Annotated in this window: 7 protein-coding genes; all 7 read right to left on the bottom strand. The window is 52.7% G+C overall.

Annotation, left to right across the window (positions count from 1 at the left end):
* Window positions 1-391 precede the first annotated feature (391 nt).
* A complete protein-coding gene (locus tag JKK62_RS10730) occupies window positions 392-2083 on the bottom strand; it encodes an alpha/beta hydrolase (protein WP_201427892.1) in 1692 nt (563 codons plus the stop codon).
* A gap of 20 nt (window positions 2084-2103) precedes the next feature.
* Window positions 2104-3702: an alpha/beta hydrolase family protein gene (locus JKK62_RS10735; RefSeq protein ID WP_201427893.1), complete on the bottom strand. Its 1599-nt coding sequence runs from the start codon at window positions 3700-3702 to the stop codon at window positions 2104-2106.
* A gap of 31 nt (window positions 3703-3733) precedes the next feature.
* Window positions 3734-4942: an alpha/beta hydrolase gene (locus JKK62_RS10740; RefSeq protein ID WP_201427894.1), complete on the bottom strand. Its 1209-nt coding sequence runs from the start codon at window positions 4940-4942 to the stop codon at window positions 3734-3736.
* A gap of 6 nt (window positions 4943-4948) precedes the next feature.
* Complete coding sequence (locus JKK62_RS10745) at window positions 4949-6049, bottom strand: serine hydrolase domain-containing protein (RefSeq protein ID WP_201427895.1); 1101 nt, start codon at window positions 6047-6049, stop codon at window positions 4949-4951.
* 30 nt (window positions 6050-6079) lie between these two features.
* Window positions 6080-7048: a dockerin type I repeat-containing protein gene (locus JKK62_RS10750; RefSeq protein WP_201427896.1), complete on the bottom strand. Its 969-nt coding sequence runs from the start codon at window positions 7046-7048 to the stop codon at window positions 6080-6082.
* A 128-nt stretch (window positions 7049-7176) separates the two neighbouring features.
* A complete protein-coding gene (locus JKK62_RS10755) occupies window positions 7177-8016 on the bottom strand; it encodes a helix-turn-helix domain-containing protein (RefSeq protein ID WP_201427897.1) in 840 nt (279 codons plus the stop codon).
* Window positions 8017-8195: 179 nt separating this feature from the next.
* On the bottom strand, window positions 8196-14054 hold the full coding sequence (locus JKK62_RS10760) for a DUF7601 domain-containing protein (protein WP_201427898.1): 5859 nt from the start codon (window positions 14052-14054) through the stop codon (window positions 8196-8198).
* Between the last annotated feature and the right edge of the window lie 17 nt (window positions 14055-14071).

Below are 14071 nucleotides of genomic sequence, written 5' to 3' on the forward strand. Positions count from 1 at the left end.
TAACTCCTACTCGTCTGATCTGTTCCGTCGCCTGCTGCGACTTCACAGCTCAGTCCTCGTCCGTCGTTATCCGAGGGCTCCGAGCCTCGGCTTTTCTCTTTGACTGTGGCTACAGTATAACAGCCCGAACTTTGCAACTTCTTTGCAAATACTATATTTTTTTAATCGGATTTTTTATAAGGTTTGTTTCCGATCATTATGACTATACTCTCATACAAAAAGCCCCCGAAAGTTAGTTCTCAATCTAACTTTCGGGGGTCGGGGTACACTGTGACAGCCCTGTCTTTTGTTTATCGTATTATGATTCTATCGGTTGAGATCGGACGCGCGTCTTTTCTCGCATTGTCAATGGATCGTCCGTGATCAGTGCGGTATCTTTACCGCGGTTTGACTATTCTGAATAATCCGACCATGCTCCGGCGGAATATCGGGATTTTGTTTTCATATTGCCGGGATCGGGTGTGGGATCGACCGACATATCGATCTTGTAGAGCTTGCCGATCAGGTCGTTGTTGTAGGGGATATCGGTAGTCTGGAACGCTGTCTTGCCCTGAGCGACCTCTTTGTCGGTCACACCGGAATCAAAGATGATGCCGGTGTTGCCCCAAGGCGCTATGACACGATAGATATCGGAGCTGCCTAAGCGCTCCATCTCAAAGCCCGGCCACTCCGCGTAATAATACGGATCCCGGGTGAAGCTGTTGAACGCCAGCCCGCCCCACCAGTAGGCATAGACCTTATCCCATTTCGTCTCACTGTTATCATAATAGACATAGCCGGGCTCGATGTCATTAGGATCAAGGTCGAGTTCTTCAAGATACTTCTCGAGGGGATCGGTGGTATCCTCATATTGCACCGGAACGCCGCAGGATAATGCCGAAACATTCTGTGTGAACACAGCCTCCAGAAATTCGGGATAGATGCTTCTCCAATACTCGATCAGATGCTCGCCGGGCTCGTACTTGCTGAATACGAGCTTCTCCTTGGCGTAGCCTTTCTTGATCAGATCGTTATACATCGTTTCGGTCACATTGCCGTTATCCGCGTGATAGCTGCCGGCGTAGAAATACAAAAACGGCGCGTTTTTCATTTTCAGCTTGTCCTTGAGAAATGCCGTCCATTCCTTTTCGGCGTACATATCAAAGGTAGCCGACATCACGCCGCCCGTGCCGAACTTGTCGGGATGGGACAGCACCGTGTAAAAGGTCTCCAGCCCGCCCAGAGAACTGCCGGCGAGCGCGGTATGCTTTGCGTCGGTATGGACATGATAATGCTCGTTGATATACGGCATCACGGTATCGCAGAGGAAATCCGCGAAGGCACTGCCGCGCTTTTCGGTCAGATCCTCCGCCTTGGCGTTTTCGGGCGCATCCTCCATGTTTATCTCGCCCAGATCGGGAACCAGCTCATCCATTCGGAAGGCGTCGGAGTTGTCGACCGCAACGAGGATCGCCTTGTTTTCGGTCACATCCATCATGCTCGTAAGGTGCTCGCTGACATTCCAGCACACCATATCGTTATCCATCCCTTTGTCTCTGCCGGTCGCCAAAACGCTCTGACCGTCAAACAGATAGATGACGGAATACTTTTCCTGAGCCTTTTCGTCGTAATCCTCTGGCGTCCAGATATAGACCTTTTTCTCCCGCCCGTCAAACTGAAACGTCTTTGTTTCAAACTGCGGATCATAGACAGGCTTTTCGCCGACTGTATATGGCAGCAGCATATCGTTCTCGACGTTCCAGCCGCTGATGAAGCTGTTGAACGCGACGTCCATGCTGTCCTTGCCGTCGCTGGTAAAATGCACCATGTTGTATTTGTTGACGTCCGCCTCACAGCGAAAGATGTTACAGTCGTCCTCCTCGCTGATCGTCATTGTCGTCTGCCATGTTTCACCGGTCCCGGTGTTCAGAAAGGTCGCGGTCATCTCGCTGTACTTCTTGGGCGCTCTGACCGTCAGCGGACGCAGCAGTTCACCGACCGCCTTTTTGGAATCGGCGGTGCTGTTCGCGGGATCGGAACACGCCGTCAATATCGAAACGCACAGCACGGCGCATAATATTCCTGACAGTATCTTTTTTATCATCACGGTAATTCTCCTTTATATCAGCCTTTCATACAGTGATCGACCCACGCGGTGAAGTTTTCGGTGCTGTTGCCGAAACGCTCCGCCTCGGTATGATCCTGCTCCCATACGGTCTCAAAATCAACGCTGTCAACGCTTTCATATTGATCCAGCGCGAGCGCCAGATTGATCTCGGTGGTCAGCGCGTTTGTCTTTTGCTCGATCCCGGAACGGATCCGCCAACAGGGCGCGACCTTCGCCGTTTCGTAACCGTCCTCGCTCTCCATCAGATAATAGAGCGGGGTATACATATTCACGCGCTGTTTGATGCTGTAACCGAGGGGATCGGTCTTTTTGAGATCGTCGTTGTATTCCGCGGCGTATTCGCTGTTCAGCCCGGTCAGCACATCGGCAAGGATGCTGTCGAAGTGAGCGCCTTTCCCGTCGCCGCAGCCGAACAGTAAGATGTTGCTCCCGGGTGCGTCGAATGCCAACATTCCGTCGGAGGCGGTTTTGCAGTGTTTGACAAAATCCGCAACGCTTGTGATCCTGGCGGTATTGGTGCTCTTGTCATAGGTGATCCATTTTTGATCCGCGTTCAGGCTGTCGATATACTCCTGCGCGGAGCTGTTGCCGAAATTCGTATCGGTCAAGTAATGGTTGAGCGAGGTCTCGATCACGCCCTTGACATGCTCATAATAACTGCCCGCCTGCGCGATCCCTTCCGCGGACTCCGTCAGGGTCAGCGCCTTGCCGTTGGCGTCCTTGAAGCCGGCTCTGTTGACATATTGCATATACGCCTTTGCCAATCCGTCGGAGATCGCGTTTTCTTCCGCACTGCGATCCTTGTGGGTACAGCCCATCATCCACTCGTACTCCGCGTTGGCGGTGCCGAGGTTGGTGACGGGACACCACGCCATCGTGCCCTTGACGGCGTCGGACACTCCCTGTACCGCGCCGATTGCTTCCAGATACGGAGCATACAGGGCGCTGTCGCCGGACGCGCCGAGGATCGCCGCCTGCGCGCCTCCGCCGCTCATGCCGCATACAAAGATGCTCTCCATATCGCCGGGGATCACATCATCGGCATAGCGAAGATAACGGATCGCCGCTTTGAGGTCGGTAACGCCCGCGGGAGCGCCTTCACGGATGCCGCGGCAGCCGGGAGAGATATAGATCATTCCCCGCGAGGTGATCGCCGCGATATTCTCTAAGATAGCCTTGTTCCGGGACACAAACTCCTCGCTCAATGCTTCAGCGGCGGCATAACCGGGCGTGTGGATCTCCATCGTGACCGGCGCGTTCAGGGCGGTATAGCCGCTCAGCTGAGCGCTGTCGTTCAGCTTGCAGGTATAGGTATCGTCGCCGTTATCCGCCGCGTCCATATACGCGCCGGGAACAAAGACCGCGAGCTGTTCATAGTGTTCGTCGGCAGGCGTTTCACAATAGGCGATACCGACCTGATAGTAAAGATCATATTCTTTATTGTAATGCCATTTTGTCATGTCGGGCTTTGACAGATTCGTCACGGGCTCAGGCGCCGTTGTTTCCGCTGTTTTACCACTGTCGGAGCCACCGCAGGCGGCGAGAAGAACAGCTATGATGATGATAATGGAAGCGAATGATAATACTTTTTTCATTTTCTTTATCCCCTTGATCAAAATCATGCGTCTATCTGCCCTGATAAACCATCGCGTTCAAGAATTCTGAAAAAATACCGCGCCAGAAGGAAGTTTCATGACCGCCTATCTCCTCCCGACGATAGGCAAACCGATCCTCGGGATAACCCATCTCTTTGATGCGGGCGACCATCTCATCGGTCACATCTCCGTTGTCCGCTTCTTCATTCCCGCAGTAGAAATACAGAAAAGGAGCTTGCTTATCAAAGCTCTTTTTACTGAGATACGACCGCCAGCTTTCATCCGTGTACAGCATGAATGAAGGCGACATAACGCCCGCCGTACCAAAGAGCTCAGGATGCTCCAACGCGATATAGAAGGCTTCCAGTCCGCCCAGAGACTTGCCGACGACAGAGGTATGCAAAGCGTCGGTATAAACATTGTAATGCTGCTGAACATAAGGAACCGCCGTGTCTGCGATAAAATCAGAGAGCAGCGTTCCGCATTTCTTCGTTTCTTCCTCGAAAGCAAGCTCACCTAAATCGGGCACCAGCTCATCCATTCGGGTGTAATCCTGCTTCGCGTCGCCAAAGGTATCGACCGCCACGACAATCGCCTGATAGCCGGTCGCCGCCGTCATACTCTGTACCTGCACATCGGCGTTCTCGCTTTTGAGAAGCGTCTCGCCCGGAAAACCCAGATAGATCATAACCTGCCCGTCAAGCAGATAAACAGTGGCGTATTTTTCATCCGAGGACGGGTCATAATCGTCCGGCGTCCATATATGCAAGACCTTGTCATAGCCGTTGAAGGTCAAGGTCACGTCGTCATACATCTCGTTGTTGTAGATAAAAGTATCATCGGAATCGACGCAGTTAAGGACACGGCTTTCATACGGATCATCCGACCCCTCGGTATACGGCAGAAAACCGTGTTTGGAATTGTACCATCCGCTGACACAGCGGTTGAACGCGACCTTAGTAGTATGGAAGCCGTCATAACTGAAGTGTACCGTATCATAAGCAGAAGGGTCGCCCTCGCAGGAATAGGTACAGCCGTATTGATCCTCGCCGACTGATTTCATTTTGACCTCAGTCGCAGCCTTGCTCTCATGATTTTCAAAAACGGCGACGACTTCTTTTCTCTTCTCGATATCCTTAAAATACAGCGTATGGAGGTCATTGTTTCCGTTTTCCCCGCACGATGCAAGCAGTAATGTCACGATCACCGCCATCAGCATAATCGCTGTCAGTCTTTTCATGTTGCTTTACTTATCCTCAAACAGTATTTTCAGCAGCGCACTCGGGATCTGCTGTACATACGACATGCCGGATCCGGTGTTGGACACAGCGAACAGGTACACATCACGGTCGGTATTGATGTAATCCACCGCGCCGAAATGCGGAGGGATCTGTCCGACGTGACCCGCGCCGCCGTATGACATATGCCAAAAACCGTAGCAGTATTCCTCCGAGCTGTACGGATTGACGTCCTGCGTCATCTGTCGGAAAGCGTCGGTCGATATCACCTTGCCGCCGCTGAGTCCGCGCATCCACCGATCCATATCCGCCGCGTTAGATACCACGTCGCCCGCTCCCTTGGTCAAGCCGGGATTGTAGAATTCCGCTTGCGTTGACGACGCTTCGGAAAGCGTGAAGTTACGGTCGCTATCCCCGGCTGCCCCATACGTAAAACCGGTGTGGGTCATTTCCAGCGGTTCCAAAAAGTTTTTTCTGAGATACTCATGATAGGAGATGCCGCTCACCTGTTCCACGATCTCGGCGAGCAAAAAGTAGTTGGAGTTGGAATACCCGTAATCATCACCGGGGTCAAATTGCAATTCCGCGTCAAATATCGCTTTCTTGATGGTATCGACGTTGTCCTGTTCATCTGCGCCCAAGGATTTCGGATCCACCAGCTCCAGGTGGTTTTTGATTCCGGAGCTCATGTTGAGAAGGTTTTTGATCGTCAGCTTGTCGCCGTATTGATATGCGGGGAAATAGCGCTCCAAGGTGTCGTCTACGCTGAGCTTCTTTTGCTCGCAAAGCAGCATGATGCATGCCGCGCAGAATTGCTTTGATACGGAGCCGATGGGCATGGAAGCGTCGATCGTCAACGGCTGTTTGTTATCATCGTTGCCGTCGACATATTGATAGATCGCGTCGCCGCCCTTGGTGATCTGCACAATACCCTTGAAGCTGTTGTTCGATAACACTTCGTCGAGCCGATCTTTCTTATCGGTCGATATCGTTTCCGACGCGGTTTCGGCGCTTTGTGTTTCTTTGGTTCGGTCGGTACATCCCGCGGTGATCATGATGAATACAACGCAAAGAACACCGCAGATCGCTCTTGTGATAATCGCTTTCATTTTTTTGTTCCTTTTTTAGTTGATCGGACATCAAACCAGGGCGTTTTCGATCGGAAAGTGATCGATCATCCCTGCCGTGAATCGCTGGATCCGGGTCGCGTCAGTCACATCCAGACCGTTTCCGTCCACATCGGCAGCCTTTTCGCTGAAAACATCCTGCGGATATTCGATCAATACGCGCTGGATCACAGTCGCGTCGAGGATCGTCACCGCACCGTCGCAGTCGGCGTCGCCGTAGACGAGCGTATCATTGGGAACATCGGGCGCTTTGATATGATCGCCGCCGATATGGACGCCTTGTTCGTCAAAGTGATCGGGGTTCAAGCAGTTTTCGTCACGGGAGATAAAGTTCTCGCTCGTTGTCGCGTAGCTGCCGTAACAGCCGTCCCCGTAGTAAACATACCAGTTGCCGACGAACGGTCTGTTGGGGATGTACGGACTTGTGGTGATCTCGGGATCGGGATCGACGATGAAGATACAGCCGTCCATATCAGTTTGGTTGGGACTGCCCTCGGGGAGGGTATCATAGTCGCCCGCGTATGCTTCTTCGATATTGATGATCTCGGTCTGACAATGCTGATCAAATATATCGGGGTTCTCCGATTGCTCCGCGAAAAAGCCATTGTTCCAGATCACGTTGATAACGTCGGCGGGAACGTCGGCATAGTAGACGCCCTGATCGTATTGATCGACAGAGGCGCGATAGCCGGGATAGGCTTGCGGCTGAACGGAACCGTTCCACCAGTAAATGCCCGCGTAATATCGGTTATGATAAACGCCGTATTCGCTGTACCAGCTGTCTAATCGGGGCATTTGGAAGTAGATACGGTTGGTGGCGATCGATCCGCCTGTCGCTGATCCCGCCTGAGCGATCGCCTCTTCGACGGAGGTCTGCGGCTGATAGATTATCTCCTCCGCGCTGACGACCGTAGCATCACAAGCGGTCAGAAGAGAGATAACAAGGATCAAAGCGCAATATTTCGTCAAAACAGTTTTCATGAAAACCATCCTTTCAACAATGATGAGTGCGTCGTTTACTACCACTATAATAAAACAGCTGCCCGATCAATATCAAGCAACTGTTTAATCGATTATTCAACAGATCGGAGAATGATTCAACCGACAGTTTAAAAAAGCGGTTTTTCTCTGTCACACAGACCGAAGAACGGGTACTGGCATCCCTTGGCGATCTCGTCCGCGTAACAAAGCAGCGGCATTACGTTCGCCTCAAAGCGGATGATATACGAGTTGATCTCCCCGTCTACCGAGGCGATCTTCATGGGATGCACGATCTTTTTGTCACATAGCGTCTTCATACAGCGCTCCACCTCGCTCAGCTCCATTCCTGTTCCCTGACTGATCAGCTGGGTGGTGACCGGGATGTTGGACACCGTATAAAGATAATAGAGAGTCTTCAGTATCTTTTTATCCGCTAAGAGCGCAAAGACCTGTCGGATGGCTTCTTCACTTTCAAAATAAGACAGAATGCTGTCCTCCTGCGGCCGTACCATCAGGAAAAAATAGCGGAAATCATTTGACATCCGCGCCATCGTCAAACCGTCGTCACGCAGGAGCTTCGCGATGAAATCCGGGCTTTGTTCGGTTTGCTGAACGAGATGACCGGAAAAAGCTTCGTAAAAGCTCTCCGAAAAGCTCTCGTCGCCCGTCAGTCCGGGGATGAATGACCAACAATAGTTGAACGCCTGACGAAATGCCTCTTCACTCGGCAGTGAGCTCAGCTTTTTGCTCAGCAAGAGCTGTACATCCTGCTCCTCTCTGCCGAACAGCGCGTCGATGCTGACACCCAGCGCGTCGGCAAGCCGCGGCAGAACCTCCGCGTCGGGGGTACCTCCGCGCTCCCATTTGGAAACAGCCTGCGTCGTGACGCCGATCATGCCGCCGAGCTTCTCCTGCGTGTATTTCTTTTGGACACGATACTTTTTGATTTGCTCTCCGATCACGCTCATTTTCAACCCTCCGTTGAATCATTACATTCATTGTATCAAAACATATAGGTTTTGTCCATAGATTTGACTTGTTTTTAGGACAGCAACCTATCGTACAATTATTCACAACGAACAAAAGCCCTTTTACAGAAGGAAAGCTGTAAAAGGGCTTGATCATTTTGTTATGTCAACGGTGACGCTCAGCGAAACGGAAAACGATAGTGTTTCTTTCGATACCACAGGAAGAACGCCGCGATGCCTGCCGGCAGTAGCACGATCTCCCACAAGAGAAGCATGGTGTCAAACAGACCGGTCGGAATGATATGGCCGAGTGTGTTTGTCACTACGAGCATCGTATCATCCACTACGGTAAAGCTCATGGTGTTCGTTTGCTCTGACGGAGCGTCATCCAGTTGGAACGACGCCGAATAATTGCCGTTCTGCTCACTGATGGTGACTTCTGCGTTCTGCGGTACGGCGAACTCCGCCGTTTCATTATGCTTGAGATAGAACGTGTCGCCGGAGTGAATGCCCTCGCTCTGCGCGACGCCGTTTTTCAACCACTCATAAGTGTCGGTCGGCTCGGCGCCTTCCACCGTCAGGGTAAAGGCGAATTCCAGATCGGTATCCGCCGCGCTGCCCGATACCACCTTGCGGACGGTGAGGATCTTGTTTTCGTTTTTCTTCTCATTCGGTACGCTCAGCGTATAGATATAGCTGTCCTCGGTCTCGACCAGCTGACCGTTATAGGAGTCACTGATCAGAGATGGTACGCCGAGCGGCGAGATACGAAAGACGATATCGTCCTCGAGCCGTGTATAGGTCAGCGGCGCCTGGGTTTCTGTCAGGAAATAGACGGAGCCCGCGCTGCCGGGATTGATGGTTCTGCCGCTGTCGCCGCCGCAGATATACAGCTCACCGTTCACGGTGACCATATCCTCAAAGCCGGTCATGGGATCGCGGTTCTTTTCATAACCGCCGATGGTGGTATTCGTCTGCTTATAAAGCGCGAAGTGGGCGTTATCCAGCATCATGCCGCTGTCTTCACTGTCCATCTTGGCGACCTTGAAATTGAACTGCTTATTATAGACGTCGACATACGCGCTCAGACCGTTACTGCCGGGCTTACCGTTCGCCCATTTCAGATCGGTGCTGTCCTTGGTACCCCACTCGGTGCCGTCCTCATAGAACAGTGAAACGGAACCGTCGTTGTTCACCTCAAAGCAAAGATTCTTTTGCAGTCCGACATAGCCTCTCGGCGCCGCGGTCTCGGTCAGCGTATAGGTCTGATTCTTGTCAAAGTCATACAGAACGGTCACCAAGCCGTCCGAGTCGGAATAATAGGTGCCCACCGTATTGCCGGAGCTGTCGGTCAGGGTGAACTGACCGTTCCGCAGCGGGATATCGGAATCCCACTTAAAGAGTCGGATCGCGATACCGCCCTCACGGATATTGGTGATGGTATCCTCGCGCGAGGTATTCGAGATATCGTTCTGATCATAGGTAACGATATAGTCATACGCCCGGTCATTATCCTCTCCCTCCGGAGTGACGGCGTCGATCCGCGACGCGACCAGATTGACTCTGTCGCCTGACGCGAGCGGCGTTACCGTGCCGGCGTCGGTGACCGTACCGTCATCGGACACTGTAGGATCCGGATTACTGATGGTGACCTCTCTGATCACATAGCCGTCCAGATCGGTGCGTTCGCTACCGTCTGCGTTCGGCTGCAGCCTTGTCCAGAAATAGTTGGCTGAGGTCGCGGGGGATTTGATCTGCTTGACGGAGCCTTCGAGCAGCGCGCCGTCCACATACACCGCCGTATAGATCGAGCTGTGTCCGGTGGTGATGCTCAGATCGCTCCATTCCTTCTTCGCCGTAATACCGTAGCCCTTACGGTTATGAACCTCCATCTGCGGGTTTTCATCGGCAATGACCTTACCGACATTCAGCGGATTATCGTCATACTGGAGATAAGAGGGGATCTCCTCCTCATGACCATCCTCATGTATCTTGGAGCCCATGACGCGCTCATAGCCCATCAGACCGTAGCCGGTCTTGGGATCCTCGGTGACCTTGAAGACAGAGCCGACAGGCAGACCGGGAACACAGATCGTGTAGCCCGCCGGGATGCCCGAGATCGCGCCGAAGCCCGAGGTTTTGAAGGTGACGTCATCGACGCTGAGGCCGGAGATCTCACCGTTCTGAATCGCTCTGTAGTTCGCGCGGGAATAGCTGATGGATGTTTCCGCAAAGCCCTGTGTATCGGGATCGTATCGACACATATTCTTATCCGGCGAAAGTACAAGGTAGCTGTACATATTCGCACGCGGGATCTGATCTGCAGGAATCTCAACGGACGAGATCGAAAGTCTGAAGTTGAAGGTGGCGGGATCGTCCGTAACCTCCTGATTGTTTTCATCCAGGAGCTTTTTCGTGATCAAAAGGTCCTTGATCACATTATCGTTAACGTGGTTGTCAAAGGAGATACTCGGTCGAAGCTGAGCGGAGCCAGTCTCGGATGAGTAGCTCCTCAGATCGCCCCTGATCTCGATCCTGTCATCGGGAACCTCCTCGCCGTTGATCGTGACATTACCGTAAACAGAGGAGTTAACGGCACACTCCACGATCCTGTAGGTGATCGTTTCATCGGGGAAGGCGATCTCCGCGTTCCTCGACGGATTGATAAAGTAGATATTATTATACGCCTGTTCTTCGGTGAATCCCGGTGGTCGGTATTTTCGGACGAAGTTGACAGGGTGGTTGGAGTTCTGATAGGTCACTCGAACGTTTTCGTCATCGTTGCCGAGCAGATGCTCCTCACCGGGCTCGCCGTTGGGACCTTCGGGGAGGGTATAGTAGATCTGGAACGGATACTCAAGAAAGTCCGTGTCGAGCTCATCCGCGCCCTCACCGCTGACGTTTTTGGAAACGACAACGTGTCCGGGCGTAACAGCCGCGATATTGAAGCGCATGTGCAGATTGGAGGCGTTAGCGCCGCGCTCCATATAGAACACCTTCATCGTGTGGGTGGAATAATCCTTAAAGATGTTTTCTCCCTCGACAAAATACTCGGACAGATATTCATCCAACTCCGCCTGCGTCGCGCCGGGATGCTGCTTCATATAGTTTTCGGAGAAAAGCTGACGCAGGGTGGAATGACCCATCTCTCCGTGTATACTGGTGCCGGCTTTATCATAGTAGACGTCGCCGGTACGGAAGTTGATCGTACCCATAACGGCGGAATGGATGCCGCCGAGATCGAGAATAAGCTGACCGTCAACATACAGCCAGAAGTCGTCGTCACCGGTGAATTCAAAGATGATATCATGACCCCACGCGTCCAGACCGGACGGCGTCTGTACGAAGGAAGCTTCCATTTCCATACCGAAATAGTAGTCCGCGTTTTTGGGAGCCTCTGTCTGTATGAGATGAAGCTGTTCGTATTTTCTGGGATCATCCTCCGGCAGTCTGCCGATATCAGCTCTCGGAGAGGTGAGTGACGAATACAGGTTTTGAGGGTTCTTTTGCGCATAAACGCCGGGCAGGATGGTATCAAACGGATAGAACTGACCGTGCTTGAGCGAGTTCGCTGTCGATGTTCTGTCGTGAGTACCCAGCTCATGGTAAAGAGTGAAGTTGGTCTCACCGTTCTCGCCGTCGTTCCAGCTGACGGTTCCGTCTCCGTTGTTTTTCTTCAGCGTCGCAAAGTTCTGGGTGCTGTCAAATTCAAAATAACCGCTCGATTCATGTACTCTCTCGAGGAACAGGTGGTTGACATCTCTCGCGCCGGCATAAGCGCCGCCGAAGTTTTTGTTGGTCGGTGTAGCGATGGGATAACCGTTCTCATCCAGATAAGAACTGAGAAGTCCCGTTGTCAAGGTGCCTGAGTTCGCACCGTTGAAATAGTCCCATGTAACGTCGGCTCCGTCCGAAGCGCCGTAATCCTTTCCCTCACGCACGCCGAAATCGACCATCTTCATCTTGATGCCGTACTGGTTGTTATCGAGCGTCGGCACCTCGTGCAGTCGGTCACTGAGGTTGAGCTCCTCCAGCGTGGCGAAATAGAAGGGCAGTGCCGCGGACTCGGCACAGGGCTCGAGCGCTGTTTTGTCCGCGTTGGGACGCAGACCGATATAAGCGTATCGGGTGTTGTCCCAAGCGATCACGTTGCTGTAGAACTCGCCGTCTCTTCTGCCGGGGATATTGATACCGATCGGGTTCTCGGACAGGACCTGATTGCCCGTCAGCTGCGGTGCAAGGTATTTTTCGGAATACGGATTGTACAGCTCATAGTAATAGTTCGGTTGCTTTGTGACCGCATCCAGATACTCGGTGAACTCCCATTCGAGCGAGCCGGTATCGTCGCCGAGCCACATGATCTTACCGCCCGAGGCATAGCACGGATAGAGACTGCCGTCGCGGTCGACCGCGTACATATCATAGCGCAGCTCTTCTTCGTTCCAAACACGCACATAGACGATGACCTTCTGACCGTTCGGGATATCGGACACGCTCACGCGGTCGGCGGAGAAGGTGATCAGATCGTTGTCTTCCAACGACGCACGGTCGAGAAGATTCAGCCACGTAAAGCTGTCGGAGGAGATTGTTGTGACGCCGAAGCGGCTGCCGCCTTCATCCTGCCCTCTGGGCTCATAGGTCACAAAATATCCGTTTGACTCCAGCTGGATTCGGTGATCCTCGGAAATATGCACGTTGAATTTTCCGGCGTTCGCGGGAACGCCCGTTGTCGATATGCCGTTGCTGTCGGCGCAAAGATACTGCGTACCGGACGCATTATTGACCGACACGGTAAACTTTCCGTCGGAAGGATCGTATTGAAAACGCCACTGATCGATCTCGTTGTTCTCGTCAACATAAAGGATACGGTTGTTGCCCTCTGCCGTCAGGACGAGCTTGACCAGAGAGTGTGTATCGCCCTGCGCCATCAGCGCGTTACCGACCGTAGAGCCATCCGAGTAATGGAACAGACCGTACGGTTTTTCGGTGAGCTTTTCGATCGCGGTGATATCAATACCCTGCGGCATAGCGTGTCGGATATAGATCTTAGAGTTCGTCGCGTTATTGTTATCGGTATAATAACGGATACCTCCGCCGCCGTTTGAATGCTGGATCCACTTTTCCGCGCCGTCCTGCTTGATATAAAAGCCTCGGGGTGCTGAAGCGGCGATATGGATCTCAAGCGAATCCGCGGCTGTCTCCGACAACTCCACAAGATTTGCGTTTTTATTATGCAGATACTTCTTGACGCCGTTGACATAGGTATACATTTTCAAGCAGTCTCCGGCCTCTTCAAAAAACCAGACGGCGGCCTCTGCTTGATTGGTAGTTTCTTTGAGGGCGTCATTACTGTTGAGCTGAGAGGTAAAGTATTTCGGCGGCGAGCCGTAATACAGGTTAAAGCCAAAGGTCAGACCTTCCTGCTCTGTGAGCTCCGCGACGTTTTGCGCATTTCCGCCGGTCGCGCCTCCGTTGTTGATCTCAACGATCTCATAAATACTGAAGCCCGTCGCGTAGAAACTGAGCTTGCCGTCCTCTACGGTAAAGTCCTCGATCTCCTCGCGGGTACCGTCATCCTTGATATGCACGAGCATTGTCTCGGCACTGCCGCTGATCCCCGGATGGGCGATCTCCACATGGATCGGCTTTTTCTCGTCGGGCTGATATTCCTTATCACCGTGAGTGATGGTGATGTCATAAGCGGCGATGACCGAGGAAGGTTCGAGCGCGTCGACGTCCTCCGCATAGTCGCCGGTCACGTCGGTGACGGTCGCGACGGCGTTGTGCGGCATCATACCGTTGAGCTTGACGGTCGCGTCGGGATCGGTGTCCAGATTCAGCTCGATGCTTTGATTACGAAGTCCGTCGGAGCCGGTCACGGCAAATACGGACAGCGGGAAACTCGATAATAATATTGTCAGCGCGCACACCATACAGAAGATCCGGCACATGACCCGGCGGCTGACTCTTCCGCGCGGATGCTTCTTCAAGGAGAGCAGGCTACCGGCGACTGACAATATTCTGTTGTATGATCGCATATGCCGACCCTCCTTTC

The sequence above is a fragment of the Ruminococcus difficilis genome, assembly GCF_016680995.1.

Bases quoted from the DNA above. Each gene is read 5' to 3' on its own strand.
- JKK62_RS10745 (WP_201427895.1), bottom strand. From the start codon at position 6,049: ATGAAAGCGATTATCACAAGAGCGATCTGCGGTGTTCTTTGCGTTGTA.
- JKK62_RS10755 (WP_201427897.1), bottom strand. From the start codon at position 8,016: ATGAGCGTGATCGGAGAGCAAATCAAAAAGTATCGTGTCCAAAAGAAA.
- JKK62_RS10735 (WP_201427893.1), bottom strand. From the start codon at position 3,702: ATGAAAAAAGTATTATCATTCGCTTCCATTATCATCATCATAGCTGTT.
- JKK62_RS10750 (WP_201427896.1), bottom strand. From the start codon at position 7,048: ATGAAAACTGTTTTGACGAAATATTGCGCTTTGATCCTTGTTATCTCT.
- JKK62_RS10740 (WP_201427894.1), bottom strand. From the start codon at position 4,942: ATGAAAAGACTGACAGCGATTATGCTGATGGCGGTGATCGTGACATTA.
- JKK62_RS10760 (WP_201427898.1), bottom strand. From the start codon at position 14,054: ATGCGATCATACAACAGAATATTGTCAGTCGCCGGTAGCCTGCTCTCC.
- JKK62_RS10730 (WP_201427892.1), bottom strand. From the start codon at position 2,083: ATGATAAAAAAGATACTGTCAGGAATATTATGCGCCGTGCTGTGCGTT.